This is a genomic window from Undibacterium sp. SXout20W, from assembly GCF_049340285.1.
In the GTDB taxonomy this organism is placed as follows: Bacteria; Pseudomonadota; Gammaproteobacteria; order Burkholderiales; family Burkholderiaceae_D; genus Undibacterium.
On sequence record NZ_JBMPPH010000003.1, the window covers coordinates 75,640 to 90,389 of the forward strand.

A 14,750-nucleotide genomic window follows, 5' to 3' on the forward strand; every position below is an offset into this window, starting at 1 on the left:
CGCGGGTTTAAACGAAGAGTGCAGAATATTCCAGCAACATATCTTCTAAAAATAATTTGGCAGATAAAGGATGGCTCGCATTTGCCTGACGTTCATTCGTACTCTTTATAATCTTGAGTAAGGAATTCATCTCAACACGGCTTGCCAGCCCCTTTAATTCTCGTTCATAGCGTGGATGATACCGGATTCTTCCACTTTGTTTATAAGAAAATAGATCGTATTGCCAGCGCTGCATCCAGGCAACAGTCGTTGGCAAGTCCAATTTCTGCATTTTATCCGCCAATTTCAGACTACCGTCTGCGCTTGGCTTACTCAGTTGACGCAAAAAATCTTCTAAGTCTGTACGGCTATCTGATTGTGATAATTCCAAAGCAGCTAACGGTGCACCGCCTTGCTGAGCCAACCACATATCGGCATCTTTCACGCCCTGTCCTTGTAACCAGGACAACGCTTCTTCAGGCTCAGGCATTGCCAAAGCCATTTTGTGACAGCGCGACAATATGGTGGGTAATAGCTTGTCCAAACTGTCCGTCACCAAAATGAACACCGTCTCCGCACTGGGCTCTTCCAACGATTTAAGTAGCGCATTTGCTGCAGGAATATTGAGCGCATCTGCCGGATACAACACAATGACCCGCTTACCTTGTCGGTGAGTAGAAATATTCATAAAATCAGACAAAGCACGAATCTGATTGATGACGATTTCTTTTGAGGGCGCTTTACTTGGTTTACCAGCCTTTGGTGCTGCCTCAGCTTCAGGGTCACCGGTGGAAGCATCTTCCTCATCCAACAATTCCGGACGAACACGCCGATAATCCGGGTGGCTGTACTGGCTAAACCAACCGCAAGATCCACAACGCTGACATGCATGTCCTTGTGCATCTGGGTGATCACACAATAGCGACTGCGCCATTTGTTCAGCGAACAGGGTTTTACCAATTCCTTGAGGCCCATAGAGCAAAAAGGCGTGCGGCAAGCGATCTCGCAAAGATTGAAAATAATCCCATGCGTTTGATTGCCAGGTAAAGAGCGGGTTACTCATCAGGGAACTATCGCCTTTTGAATGAGAGCATCGATTAATTTGTCTAATTCTTGCCGGATAGTAGCGATACTTTGAGTCGAATCTATAATGCAGAATCGATCTGGAAACTCGGCGGCACGACGAAGATACTCGTTCCGTGTGTCGGCGAAAAAATCGGCTTTTTCTTGCTCGAATTTATCCAATTGTCGCGTAGCGTCCAACCGCGCTCTGGCAACGTCGAGGGGCACGTCAAATAAGAACGTTAAATCCGGTTGCAGATCTGGATGCACCCATTGTTCAAGAATATTAAGTTTATCCAGAGACAAATGACGCCCTCCCCCTTGATAAGCAAAACTGGCATCGGTAAAGCGATCAGAAATGACCCAGTCACCTCGCGCAAGAGCGGGGTCGATTAACTGTGCAATGTGTTCGCGGCGTACAGCAAACATGAGCAAAGCCTCGGTCTCAAGGTGCATTTTTTGTTGCAGTAGTAATTCTCTCAGCGTTTCTCCCAAAGGAGTGCCGCCCGGTTCTCGCGAGCAAATAACGTTGATACCGTATGTTTTTAAGGCCGTCTGCAAGCGCTCTGCGACATAAGCGATGTGAGTGGATTTTCCAGCACCATCGATGCCTTCAAAACTGATGAATTTTGCTTTTGGTTTCATTATTTAAATATTTAAATATTTTTTTAGCGCTGATACTTATTTACTGCGCGATTATGCTCACTCAGATTCACTGAGAAAACACTGGTTCCATCACCACGGGCGACAAAATACAAGGCTTCGCTCTGCGCCGGATTTAATGCGGCAGTTAATGAGGCAAGACCCGGCAAAGAAATCGGCGTCGGAGGCAAACCGGGACGTGTATACGTGTTAAAAGGCGTATCGGTCAGCAAATCCTTTTTATGAATTTTGCCCTGATAATGCTCCCCCATTCCATAAATCACTGTGGGATCAGTTTGCAGCAGCATGCCACTCTTGAGCCGATTTGCAAACACAGCAGAGATCATCGACCTTTCGGACTTCTGCCCGGTTTCTTTTTCTATAATTGAGGCCATGATCAACGCTTCATAGCTATTTTTAAATGGCAGCCCGGGAGAACGAGCTTCCCATGCTTCGTTCAGGCGTTTGATTTGCGCGTTATATGCTTGCAAGTAAATTTGCAAATCGCTGGTACCTTTTGCAAACAGATACGTATCCGGAAAAAACAAGCCCTCAGGCGCGCTCTTGTCCGCGTTGAGCTTTTTCATTAGTTCAGCATTCGACAACGCCTTGGTATCGTGTTTTAAATCGGGACTATTATCGATAGCCTTACGCATTTGGGCGAAATTCCAGCCTTCGATAATTGCTACCGCGCCAAATGAAAATTCACCATTCACAATTTTATCTAATAATTGCAATGGCGTTTTACCTGGCTCTAACTCGTATGAGCCTGCCTTAAGTTTATTTGCTTTACCTGTTCCTCGGGCCAGCAATTCAAACAGAATAGCAGGTGCTGGAATACCTGCATCTTGCATTTGACGTGCTACGCTACGAACACCGCTTCCCGGCTTGATCACAAAATCTATTGGCTTGCCGCCTGTGTCTATCACTTGACCAGACCAATAGACGATGCCACCGATCGTCGCAGCAATCAATAACAGTCCCAATATAAAAAGATTTCGAATCAAACTCATAGTCTAGATTATTTTTGATTAACTGGTGATCAATGATGCCACAAGCATTGCATTGGCTCATCGGGTCATTGGGTCAGGCTTCCCAAATTAAGAGTTGCCGGCACATTATTACACTGGAGGCTGCGTCATTTATTGAGTAAACGCTATATTTAAACAATTTGTAAAATTGACGTCAGCCATTTTTTGTACAGGCTACTATAATGCGCATCATTTGACGGAGACCGTATTGTAAAGCCATCGTACCAATAAGTTAAGGGACTTAAGGCAAGTTAAGCTGGGATTGGCGTTTATCTGTATGCTACTGATTTTAAGGCATCGTCGATAACGGGTCAGTTTGAATAGGCAAAACTGCCGGTTTGCGTGGTAGAAATAGTTACATAGAAAGTACAAAAATTATGTCGCAAAAATTTTTAGCTGAAGAACAACGTGCCAAATTCGATATTGAATTAGCGGCATTGCCATCCATTTGGGAAACCCCAGCGTTTGCGTCTGGTTACCTAAGCTTGCTTTCAAACTCAGGGCTCATTTTAGCTGCGGGTGATGATTCTGCAAGTTTCCTGCACAATCAATTAAGCAATGACGTAGAGCATCTCACGAATTCTACGGTACGGCGTGCGGCTTATTGCACCGCCAAGGGTCGGATGCTGGCAAGTCTCCTCTATTGGCAGACCACTGAAGGCATCTTGCTACAGTTGCCGCTGGACGTACTGCCGTCTATTCAAAAGCGTTTAAGCATGTTTGTGTTGCGTGCAAAAGTAAAATTAAGCAATGAAAGCGCCAATTTTGTCGTTTTCGGCATCGGCGGAGAGCGCGCTGAAACGAGTCTATCAAGCTGGTTCCCAACACTGCCCTTGGAAGTCAACACCCAGGTCAGCAACGAATTTGGCACGCTGATACGGTTTAATGAGGCGCATCAATCACCACGTTTTCAGTGGATATGCCCGATTACAAATGCACAAGATGCCTGGAAAAATTTAGGCGTCCATCTGACAGCTTGTAACAAGAAAGACTGGGAATTGGCCGAAATTAATGCAGGTATTCCTTGTGTGACTGCAAAAACACAAGAGAAATTCGTTCCGCAGATGATCAACTTCGAACTCATTGGCGGCGTCAATTTCAGAAAAGGATGCTATCCCGGCCAGGAAATCGTCGCCCGCAGCCAATATTTAGGCAAACTAAAACGACGCATGGCTCTGGCCAAGATAAGTGCCAGCGGTTTGATAGAAGGCACAGAAGTCTTCAAGGAGATCGATCCTTCCCAACCGTGCGGCACGATCGTCAACGTCACAAGTATTGACGACAACAATAGCCTTGCACTCATAGAAATGAGTCTGGCTGACCAGGAGCAAGGTGGAATTCATTGCGGCAGCGTCGATGGACCGATGGCGACTTTATTGCCGTTACCCTATGAAATCAGGGATATCACACAATAACTCGTCCGGTCACCCGGTCGGTCGGTCAGTCGGTCGATCACTTCGCGCCCATTGATCGACACTTATACACCCATGAGTATATAAATTACCCCTTTATTTTATCTTGATATATCAGGTTATTTCTTACATACTCCCTTTATTCCCTGAATTTCTTTAGATGCGCTTTTTATAAATCAACTTAATGCTTAAAACCAAATGAATTGCTACGTTTACTTTAAAGCGAAAGTTGAAAATGAGAATGCAATCATGCATGCTGAACATGTTTTGCGTTCTCATTTGCAGCTAAAATATCGCCTCGACATGTCGCTCCAAAGACGACCAGAACCCGAGAACGTTTTGCATACGTGGATGGAAGTCTATAAAGATATACCAGCGAATTTTGAAGAGGTGTTAGCAAATGCAGTGCAGCAAACAACTTTGTCTGATTTGCAGTACAGTGAGCGTCATGTTGAATATTTTTTGAATGTCGAAGCATGTGCCTGATTGTTTTTGCCTGGAAATTACTCCCTTGCAGCCCTTTGGTTGTGGCTGCCAATCGTGATGAATTTTATGATCGTCCTGCCAGCCCGGCAAATTGGTGGGCTGATTCGCCGGAAATATACGCAGGCCGCGATTTACAATCAGGCGGCACCTGGTTGGGTATGCAAAGTGCGCAAGATGGTTCGCCGGCAAAAAAATTTGCTGCAATTACCAACGTCAGAGCTCCCTCAGAGAAACGTGAAGACGCGCCATCACGCGGCGAACTCGTTGCAAATTATTTGCGTTCTGACCTATCCGCACAAGAATATATCGCCAAGATAAAGGGGAACGTTGACGACTACAATGGCTTTAATTTATTGGTGGGAGATCAAAACGACCTTATTTGGTTTTCGAATCGGCAGCTCGACAACCCTAAGAATGGCGTGCCGCTTCCCGCAGGAATTTACGGCGTCTCAAATGCCGCACTCGACACTTGCTGGCATAAAGTCGTACGTACCAAAGCAGAGTTTGCCAGCTTAATCTGTCAGCTTGCGCCTGAAGATGCCTTCTTTGAAATGTTGGCCAATACTACGCAAGCCCCTGATTGTCGCTTGCCAGACACTGGCGTCTCGTTTGAAATGGAACGTCTGCTCTCCGCCCCCTGCATTGTATCCGAGGGCTATGGAACAAGAGTTTCTACCCTGGTGAAAATTCATGCACACCAGCCTGCCGAGTTTCATGAAAAGGTTTTACGATAGAAAAAATTGACGCTTATTTAAGCTTCGAAAAGCACATCCACATCACAACGAACGTAATGGAGAGCGCCAAAGTAGCCATGCCGCCACGCATTTTAAGCCGCACGGGAGAATGGCGTAAGCATAACCTAGGGCCTGCAAACCACCTGGAGACGCGCCTCCAGGCTGATACCCAAGCAGATCTAACAAAGGTAAAGCGAGTCCGGCAGCTAGTGCCAGATTCATCTTTCCGGCCCAACTCCAGGCGCCGAAATAACTGCCTTCATACTTTTCACTATGCCCCGCATGATTAATGACTGCCGCCAACAATGCTGGAGGCAAGGCCAAATCAGCCCCCAATGAAAAGCCAGTAAATACACAAATCAAACCAAACCCAACTAGAGCATCGGCTGGCAAATTGTATGCCCAGATAAAACTAATGATTGTCGTCAGCATTGATAGAAGCCATGCATCACGTTCGTGCGTCTTCCTCGCAAACGCAATCCAAAACGGCATCGAAACAGCGGCCGCAAGAAAATAGATCAAGAGCAAATATCCAGATTGCGCCCCCAAATGCATTCGGTCTTTCGTAAAGAATAAAAATAAGGTCGCGGGGATAGCCGCAGCAATCCCATTGAGAACAAAGACCGTAAATAATCGTCTGAACTGCATGTTCATAAACATTTCTGACCACGCCAGCGCGACATTTTTCTGCTCAAGCTGACGATAAATCCTTGGCGTCCAGCGCAATAGACACGCAGCAGAAATTAGCAAGCTCGTAGCAAGCAGCCAGGAAAGCCAGGAAAAACTCGCCAATTGCCCCATCAAGGCTGCACTTAAAACACCCAACAAACCGCAGCTTTCACGTACAGCACTGATACGCAAGCGTTCGCCAGGCGATTGGGTCAGTGCTGCGCCCCAAGCTTGATAAGCAATACTTGCCAGACTAAAACCAGCATAAACCACAATCAAAGAAGCAAAGAACCACGCAAATAATGCGCCCCCGGAATCAACCATTGGATGAAACAATGCAACAAACCCGCCAATCAACAAAGGAATGGCGGCAATAATATAACGCTCATACCCTACCCCTGCCGGGCGCCTATCAATCAGTCCACCAATCAATGGATCAAAAAAAGCGTCTGCAATTCGTGAAACGAGCAGCGCAGAGCCAATTGCACTCAGAGAAATGCCAAAGTGTTCGGCATAAAATTGCGGCACATAGACGTAGATTGGCAATGCGACAAATGCCAGTGGAAAAGCCAGCAAACCATAGGCAACCAGCCTTGAAAAGTTTAAGTAATTCATCGCACCGTGACTCATGACTAAAAGCTTTCAAAGTAAAGGTCTGCTAACAACTCGAGCAAGTCAAAAAAATTAAAAAAGCGCGGTCATTATTCCATGAACGCGCTTTTATGTTTTTTACCACTTCACTGAATGGAACAGAAGGCAACTAGCAGCAATTGCAAATTTTATAAAGAAAAATTTAGCTCAAATTTTCCAGACGTAACTTTGTTACCTGACCAAAAATCGTTGGCAAATTTTCGATTTTTTCAATCGCAGCGACGATATTTTTCTCTTTCGTTTGATGCGTCAAAATAATGATGTCGGTGCGAGTTTCACCGTCACCAGGCTCTTTTTGCAACATTGCATCGATCGAAATATTCAGATCAGCGAGAATACGGGTGACATCGGCCAAAACGCCAGGGCGATCTTCGACATGCATGCGCAAATAATAGCTCGTCACCACTTCCGACATCGGCAAAATCGGCAAATCACTAATCGCACCAGGTTGGAATGCCAGATGCGGAACACGGTGCTCAGGATCGGCGGTAGCAAGGCGCGTGATATCGACCAAATCAGCGATCACGGCTGACGCCGTTGGCTCTGAACCAGCACCCTTGCCGTAATACAGTGTCGCGCCAACCGCATCACCTTGTACCAACACGGCATTCATCGCGCCTTCGACATTCGCGATCAGACGCTTGGACGGAATTAAGGTCGGATGAATCCGCAACTCAATCCCGTCTGCTGTGCGTTTAGCAATACCGAGCAATTTAATCCGGTAGCCAAGTTCTTCCGCATAACGAATATCGTTCGCCTGTAATTTAGTAATGCCTTCAACGTGGGCTTTATCAAACTGCATAGGAACGCCAAAGGCAATCGATGCCATGATGGTTGCTTTATGACCGGCATCCACACCCTCAATATCAAAAGTAGGATCTGATTCGGCATATCCCAACGCTTGGGCTTGCTTCAAGACCGTGGCAAAATCCAGACCCTTATCCCGCATCTCAGACAATATAAAATTGGTCGTGCCATTGATGATGCCCGCAATCCATTCGATGCGATTGGCTGTCAAGCCTTCACGTAAAGCCTTGATGATAGGAATACCACCTGCTACTGCCGCTTCAAAAGCCACCATCACGCCGTTTTTATGCGCCGCCGAAAAAACTTCATTTCCATGAATTGCCAACAGTGCTTTATTGGCTGTGATGACGTGTTTGCCATTCGCGATTGCTTGCAAGACTAAGTCTTTGGCGATACCGCAACCACCAATCACTTCCACTACGATATCAATATCAGGGTGATTTACCACCAACAATGGATCACTGACCACCTCAACACTGTCACCGACAATGCTACGTGCGCGCTCAACATTTCGGGCTGCGACCATGACAATTTCAATCGGACGTCCGGCGCGACGAATAATTTCTTCCTGATTGCGCTTCAATACATGGAATGTGCCGGTACCGACAGTGCCTATGCCTAACAGACCTACTTTGATTGGTTTCATATCTTTTAAACAGTAAAAAAAACAGTAAAATTAAATTAAATTAAATTAAATTAAATTAGTTAGTGCCGTGGCGTTTTCGATAACCTTCTAAAAAGTGATCAATACGTCCAAATGCCTCAGTCAAATCATCCGTATTTGGCAAGAAAACGACCCTGAAGTGGTCAGGTTTGATCCAATTAAAACCTGTTCCCTGTACCAACAACACACGCTGCTCGGTGAGCAATTCGTGAATAAATTCCTGGTCATCCTTGATTGGGTAAACCTCAGGATCCAGTTTCGGAAACATATATAACGCAGCTTTTGGCTTAACACAGGTAACGCCTGGAATCGCCGTTAATAATTTGTGGGCTAAATCCCGTTGCTTTAATAAACGCCCACCAGGTCCGACCAGATCCTGAATACTTTGATATCCACCCAAGGCCGTCTGAATAGCGAACTGACCTGGCGCGTTTGCGCAAAGCCGCATCGAGGCAAGCATATTCAAGCCCTCAATGTAGTCTTTCGCATGTCGTTTTTCACCCGATATCACCATCCAACCCGCGCGATAACCGCATGAACGATAATTCTTTGACAGGCCATTTAACGTCAAAAACAGGACGTCATCCGCCAACGAAGCGATTGACACATGCTGCGCTTCAGCATACAAGGTCTTATCGTAAATTTCATCGGCAAAAATAATCAATTGATGCTGTCGAGCAAGATCGACAATTTGTTGCAACACAGGCACCGGATATAAAGCCCCCGTCGGGTTATTCGGATTAATAACGACGATGGCCTTCGTATTTGGTGTAATTTTGCTTTTGATATCATCAATATCTGGCATCCAGTCTGCCGATTCATCGCAAACATAGTGCACTGGCTTGCCACCTGAGAGACTGACTGCGGCTGTCCAAAGCGGGTAATCTGGTGCAGGCACTAAAACCTCGTCGCCGTTATTGAGCAAGGCATTCATCCCCATCACGATTAATTCTGACGCACCATTTCCGATGTAGATATCCTCTATGGTCACGCCATGAATTTTCTTTTCCTGCGTATAGTGCATGATCGCTTTGCGCGGTGCAAACATACCTTTGGAATCGGTATAGCCAGCCGCGTTATGCATATTGCGGATCATGTCTTGCACAATTTCATCCGGCGGATCGAAATTAAACACCGCCAGATTGCCGATATTTAATTTGATGATCTTGTGACCCTCATCCTCCATCTGCTTGGCTTTTTCCATGACCGGACCACGAATGTCGTAACACACGTCAGCTAATTTTTGTGATTTTTGTATGGGACGCACTAGCAGATTCCTTCTTTTCATTAAGCTTGCATATAGTCAGCGAGCATGGCATTTTTCAACCACGTTTGCTGCACTGCCGAACAAAGCATTTTGCACAAGGAATGCTGTTTAATCAAACTGTTTTAGGTTTATTTGTCGTTCAATAACAATATTTATGACTCTACAGATGCGCAAGAAATAAGCTTATATGTAATTTAATCGGAAATTAAATCACTCATTCAACTGTAATCAACTGCAATCAACTGCAAATACAGTCAATCTGCATCGTTAGCAAAACGTATTCAACTTCAGCCGCAAACCTTCAACCTCCCTTTTTGCACTTTCTTCTTGGGAACATTTTTCGGCACAAGCCCGCAATTTGGCTACGTACCCTCTCCCATCAAAATGGAATAAGAGATGCCGAGTCCTCAGCGAGAAATTGCTTACATCCCGTACATAACGACTGGAAACTAGTTCGAAAACCTTAAAAAACGCTACAATGCCGCACTTGCCAGGCACATTAATAAGCAGAGAGCCAGACTTATGAAGCTACATTCAACCCAAACCCAGCAATATCAGACCATCACAGGTTATGAATTGGATAGCGTCGAAATTAACGCAATTACTTTTAAACATAGTCTTATCGTTTTACCCGAATCGAAACCGGCCGATTGGCCTGTCACTCACTTTGATCACATTACCGTTGATCATGTCGCCCAGATTGAAGCAACCCAACCTGATGTCGTGATCCTTGGCACAGGCAATAAACAACGATTCATTCACCCACGACTGATCACGGCCTTAACTTCGCGCCGGATTGGCGTCGAGTGCATGGACAATCAGGCGGCATGCCGTACCTACAATATATTGATGGCCGAAGGTCGAAAAGTGGCACTTGCATTGATTATGGAAGCCGCATGAAGCAGCACGTCACTTCTCCCACTCTCCCTTTGGAATCGCCGCGCATTCTATGGACGTTGGCGATTAGTTTTTTATGCATCTGGTTTTATATGTTAGGTGCCAGGACCTTGGTTCCTACGGATGAAGGCCGTTATGCCGAAATGGCGCGCGAGATGCTCGCTACTGGTGATTGGATTACCTTACGGTTGAATGGCATCAAATATTTTGAGAAACCCCCACTTCAAAATTGGATGAATGCCTTAACTTTTGCTGTTTTTGGCGTCGGAGACTGGCAAGCGCGGCTGTGGACTGGTTTATGTGGCTTAATCGGCGTCGCTGCAGTTGGCTATACCGGACGTCAAATTTTTAGCGCTCGAGTTGGTTCGATCGCAGCAATAGTTCTTGGCTCCAGTTTTTATTGGGCAGGAATGGGGCATGTCAACTCACTTGATATGGGTTTGTCGGGCATGCTAGCCATTACAATGTGTGGATTGCTGTTAGGACAACACCAATCGGGTAGCGAAAAATTTAGACGCAATGCAATGCTGGCCTGCTGGATAGGAATGGCTTTGGCTACGATGTCCAAAGGTCTGATTGGATTTGTGCTGCCGGGTGCTGTATTGGTGATATACACGTTAATCACGCGGGATTGGGCGCTCTGGTCACGTTTGCAATTTGGCAAAGGCGTGTTACTGTTTTTCGCTATCACTGCACCGTGGTTTATTTTGATTGCAATACGCAATCCTGAACACCCGCACTTTTTCTTCATCCATGAACATATTCAACGTTTCACGAGTGATGTACATAAACGTGAAGGAGCGTGGTATTACTTTTTCCCGTTACTCGTGTTGGGGATAGTGCCTTGGATGGGGTTGTTGGTGCAGGGGCTATGGACTGGCATCAAGGAAAAATCACCTGGTTTTCAGCCCTTAAAACTTTTGCTGATCTGGTCTGTGTTTTTCTTTTTCTTTTTCAGCATTTCACATTCAAAGTTACCAGGCTACATCTTGCCGATTTTCCCTGCATTAGCATTGATGATCGCGGTCTATCTAGAAAAATGCTTACCCAAAGCACTCAAAATTGCTAGTGCTTTATTTGGCGCATTAGGAATGATTGGCTTAATTTTCAGTCTTTCGCTGCTCTTCAAGATTGTTCAACTAAGCAAAAATCCGTACGAAATTCCGCTTTATGATCATTATGCACCGTGGGTGGCTGTTGCTAGCTGTATCGTCATCGCCGGCAGTCTGATCGCCTGGTTTTATGCAAACAAGGGAAAATCAGGGAAAGATTTTTCGATCATTGTTCTGGCAGCAGCTGGATTTTTAGCAGGGCAAATCGCGTTTTTAGGGCATGATCCTTACGGAAAATACATCGCAGGTACAGCTCACATCGCGGCGATTAAGGCTGAATTAAAAACACCAGAAACGCCCATTTATGCGGTAGGCCGGTACGAACAAGCACTGCCATTTTATTTGCAACGTACGATGACCCTAGTTGAATTTCCGGATGAACTAGCCTTTGGTCTCGAACAACAACCTGAATTATGGATACCTAAACGAGACGATTTTGTGAGGCAATGGCTGATGCACGAACAAAAAGGCGAACCCGCGGTTGCCATATTACGCACCGACGTCTATCAGGATTTGCAGCAGCGTCAATTGCCAATGCGACTGATAGGGCAAGACCCAAAACGGGTGATTATCGCTACAACCCGATAACCAACCAGACAACTACCAGCAGTACCAGCAGTACCAGCAGTACCAGCAGTACCAGCAGTACCAGCAGTACCAGAAAACTTACAACAATCATTAAGAAATATTATGAATCTTGCTACCTTTGGCTTCATCATCACTGGCATCTTGCTCAATGCCGTCGCACAAGTTTTACTCAAAGCTGGCACCAGGGCCGTTGGTGCTATTCATCTGAATGCTGAAAACTGGTTTTCAACAGGCTTGCAATTAGCGACGCAATTGCCCATTATTGGCGGTTTGACTTGCTACGTCATTTCCGTTGTGGTCTGGATTATTGCATTATCAAGAGTCGACGTGTCCATTGCCTATCCAATGTTGTCAATAGGTTATATCGTTGCAGCGATTGGCGCATGGTACTTTTTAGGAGAAGTCATTTCTATGCAAAGAATTGTGGCAATTTGCATCATTATTTCTGGTGTTGTACTTCTTGTAAAAAGCTAATTCAGTAATAAATAGAGGGAGTATGCAAGACGTTTTACGCTTAAATCAAGGTAAATAAAGACTTTTGGGCACATACTTTCATATACACCACCCAGTATTGTTAAATAATAAATCAACCAGTGTACTTGCAACCTATTTGATGCACGACATTTGAGAATAAAAAAGGATCGTTATGAGTGACGCATTAGCATTTTTACCTTTTACCAAACCGACAATGGACGAAGAAACCATTGCCGCGGTTGCCGATGTGATGCGCTCTGGCTGGATGACCAGCGGCCCAAAAGTGCAGGCATTGGAAGCCCAACTTTCAGAATATTTTGGCGGACGCCCTGTTCGCACGTTCAACTCTGGTACCTGCACGATGGAAATAGCCCTGCGCATCGCTGGTATCGGTGCGGGTGATGAGGTTATTACGACACCAAATTCATGGGTTGCAACCGCAAACGTGATCATCGAGACAGGCGCAACGCCTGTTTTTGCCGATATCGATCCAAAGACCCATAATATCGACCTGGCCAAAGTAGAAACAGCAATTACCCCACGCACCAAAGCAATCATTCCAGTACACATGTGCGGCTTGCCATGTGACATGGATAAATTGTATGAAATTGCTCGCAAATATAATTTGCGGGTGATTGAAGATGCAGCGCAGGCTATTGGTTCCAGCTGGAAAGGACAGCGCATCGGCTCTTTTGGTGACTTCGCTTCTTTTAGCTTTCAAGTAAATAAAAACATCATGACTGGCGAGGGCGGCTGCCTTGTTTTAAATAACGCCGAAGAAGCCAGACTTGCAGAAAAATATCGCCTGCAAGGTGTCACCAGAAGTGGTTTAGACGGCATCGATGTCGATGTTTTAGGTGGAAAATTCAACATGACTGATATCGCTGGCGCTATCGGTTTAGGCCAAATGAAACATTTGGCTGAATTTAATGCTAAACGTCTCGAATTGGCCAAGCACTACTTTGATCAATTTGGCCCTGATTTCGAAGCTAAAACAGGCGCCGAATTACCGGTTGCCGATTTTGAGAACTCCAACTGGCATATGTTCCATCTGGTTTTGCCAGACCATATCAACCGTGCGACATTTATGCAGCAAATGCTGGATGTCAAAATTGGACTGGGCTACCATTACCGCGCTATCCACTTATTTACTTACTATCGTGAACGTGGCTTTACCGATGGCATGTTTCCTATTGCTGAACGGATCGGCAAACAGATCGTTACCTTGCCATTATTCCCGACAATGACAAAGGCCGATGTCGAAAGAGTCGTGTCTGCGGTAAAATCCCGCCTTCTTTGATATTTGCATGCGTCCACAATGAAACCCGAACTCTCCGTCGTCATCCCCGTCTATAACGAAGAAGCTGGACTAGCCAAGCTTTTCGAGCGACTCTACCCTGCCCTTGATACTTTAGCAGCGCGTGGCATTAGCTATGAAATCGTGTTCGTCAACGATGGAAGTCGTGATAACACTGCGGTTATTTTGTCCGATCAATTCCGGTTGCGCCCGGACGTTACGCGTGTTGTACTTTTTAACGGTAATTACGGCCAGCACATGGCGATTCTTGCTGGCTTCGAAGCGACGCGTGGCGATATCGTTGTTACGCTAGATGCTGATTTGCAAAATCCACCCGAAGAAATTGGTGCGTTGGTCGACAAAATGCGTGAAGGCTACGATTATGTTGGTTCAATTCGACGCAAACGTCAGGACAGCGCATGGCGCACCTACGCATCCAAAGCAATGAATCGCTTCCGCGAAAAAATCACCCGCATCAAAATCACTGACCAAGGCAATATGCTGCGCGCCTACGGCCGCAACGTCATCAATTTGATGAATCAATGCAGTGAAGTCAATACGTTTGTACCTGCATTAGCCTACACATTCTCACGTAAGCCGACGGAGATCATTGTCGAACACGAAGAACGCTCTGCGGGCGAATCAAAATACTCACTTTACAGCTTAATTCGCCTCAATTTCGATCTGATGACTGGCTTCTCCATCATGCCATTACAATGGTTTTCGATGTTAGGCATGATTTTATCGCTGTTGTCAGGTGGACTGGTGTGGTTGCTATTAATTCGTCGTTTTATCTTCGGTGCTGAAGCAGAAGGACTGTTCACTCTATTTGCGATCGCTTTCTTTATGATGGGCGTGATCTTATTTGGCATTGGACTGTTAGGGGAATATGTTGGTCGGATTTACCAACAAGTACGCGGGCGGCCACGTTATGTCGTGCAAACCATATTACAAGACGACAATATCAGTCAGCCATAA

General features: G+C 45.7%; 14 protein-coding genes. 8 read left to right on the forward strand and 6 right to left on the reverse strand.

What is annotated here, in order from left to right:
* Positions 1-7 precede the first annotated feature (7 nt).
* From holB to mltG, 3 genes are read right to left on the reverse strand one after another with little or no spacing between them, the layout of a single operon-like run.
* Positions 8-1,042: a DNA polymerase III subunit delta' gene (holB, locus tag ACO0K1_RS02930; RefSeq protein ID WP_423022517.1), complete on the reverse strand. Its 1,035-nt coding sequence runs from the start codon at positions 1,040-1,042 to the stop codon at positions 8-10.
* Positions 1,042-1,686 (reverse strand): dTMP kinase, encoded by a 645-nt coding sequence (gene tmk, locus ACO0K1_RS02935; RefSeq protein WP_423022519.1) that lies wholly within the window; start codon positions 1,684-1,686, stop codon positions 1,042-1,044. Before tmk ends, holB begins: the two co-directional genes overlap by 1 nt.
* Positions 1,687-1,709: 23 nt before the next feature.
* Positions 1,710-2,696 carry an endolytic transglycosylase MltG gene (mltG, locus tag ACO0K1_RS02940; RefSeq protein WP_423022521.1) on the reverse strand — a complete coding sequence of 329 codons (987 nt, stop codon included), beginning with the start codon at positions 2,694-2,696 and terminating at the stop codon, positions 1,710-1,712.
* A 395-nt stretch (positions 2,697-3,091) separates the two neighbouring features.
* Between mltG and ACO0K1_RS02945 the strand changes: the two genes are divergently transcribed.
* The 3 genes from ACO0K1_RS02945 to ACO0K1_RS02955 all read left to right on the forward strand — a co-directional run bounded on the left by ACO0K1_RS02945 (position 3,092) and on the right by ACO0K1_RS02955 (position 5,346).
* Positions 3,092-4,129, forward strand: a complete 1,038-nt coding sequence (locus ACO0K1_RS02945; protein WP_423022523.1) for a YgfZ/GcvT domain-containing protein — start codon at positions 3,092-3,094, stop codon at positions 4,127-4,129.
* A gap of 195 nt (positions 4,130-4,324) precedes the next feature.
* Positions 4,325-4,612, forward strand: coding sequence for a DUF4936 family protein (locus ACO0K1_RS02950; RefSeq protein ID WP_423022525.1), 288 nt, complete (start codon positions 4,325-4,327; stop codon positions 4,610-4,612).
* Complete coding sequence (locus tag ACO0K1_RS02955; protein WP_423022527.1) at positions 4,603-5,346, forward strand: NRDE family protein; 744 nt, start codon at positions 4,603-4,605, stop codon at positions 5,344-5,346. Before ACO0K1_RS02950 ends, ACO0K1_RS02955 begins: the two co-directional genes overlap by 10 nt.
* A gap of 42 nt (positions 5,347-5,388) precedes the next feature.
* Here ACO0K1_RS02955 and ACO0K1_RS02960 read toward each other — a convergent pair whose 3' ends face one another.
* From ACO0K1_RS02960 to ACO0K1_RS02970, 3 genes are all read right to left on the reverse strand, one after another.
* A complete protein-coding gene (locus tag ACO0K1_RS02960; protein ID WP_423022529.1) occupies positions 5,389-6,630 on the reverse strand; it encodes an MFS transporter in 1,242 nt (413 codons plus the stop codon).
* Positions 6,631-6,808: 178 nt separating this feature from the next.
* Complete coding sequence (locus ACO0K1_RS02965) at positions 6,809-8,119, reverse strand: homoserine dehydrogenase (protein ID WP_423022531.1); 1,311 nt, start codon at positions 8,117-8,119, stop codon at positions 6,809-6,811.
* 55 nt (positions 8,120-8,174) lie between these two features.
* Positions 8,175-9,404 carry a pyridoxal phosphate-dependent aminotransferase gene (locus ACO0K1_RS02970; protein ID WP_423022533.1) on the reverse strand — a complete coding sequence of 410 codons (1,230 nt, stop codon included), beginning with the start codon at positions 9,402-9,404 and terminating at the stop codon, positions 8,175-8,177.
* 522 nt (positions 9,405-9,926) lie between these two features.
* On the opposite strand from ACO0K1_RS02970, the gene ACO0K1_RS02975 reads away from it, so the two are divergent.
* The 5 genes from ACO0K1_RS02975 (at position 9,927) to ACO0K1_RS02995 (ending at position 14,750) form a co-directional block, all read left to right on the forward strand.
* Complete coding sequence (locus ACO0K1_RS02975) at positions 9,927-10,304, forward strand: Mth938-like domain-containing protein (RefSeq protein WP_423022538.1); 378 nt, start codon at positions 9,927-9,929, stop codon at positions 10,302-10,304.
* On the forward strand, positions 10,301-12,001 hold the full coding sequence (locus ACO0K1_RS02980) for a glycosyltransferase family 39 protein (RefSeq protein ID WP_423022540.1): 1,701 nt from the start codon (positions 10,301-10,303) through the stop codon (positions 11,999-12,001). The genes ACO0K1_RS02975 and ACO0K1_RS02980 overlap by 4 nt, the downstream gene beginning before the upstream one ends.
* A 102-nt stretch (positions 12,002-12,103) precedes the next feature.
* Positions 12,104-12,475, forward strand: a complete 372-nt coding sequence (locus ACO0K1_RS02985; RefSeq protein ID WP_423022542.1) for an EamA family transporter — start codon at positions 12,104-12,106, stop codon at positions 12,473-12,475.
* 172 nt (positions 12,476-12,647) lie between these two features.
* Positions 12,648-13,775: a DegT/DnrJ/EryC1/StrS family aminotransferase gene (locus tag ACO0K1_RS02990; RefSeq protein ID WP_423022544.1), complete on the forward strand. Its 1,128-nt coding sequence runs from the start codon at positions 12,648-12,650 to the stop codon at positions 13,773-13,775.
* Between the two features lie 18 nt (positions 13,776-13,793).
* The gene (locus ACO0K1_RS02995) at positions 13,794-14,750 is read left to right on the forward strand and encodes a glycosyltransferase (RefSeq protein WP_423022546.1); all 957 of its coding nucleotides are present in this window, start codon (positions 13,794-13,796) and stop codon (positions 14,748-14,750) included.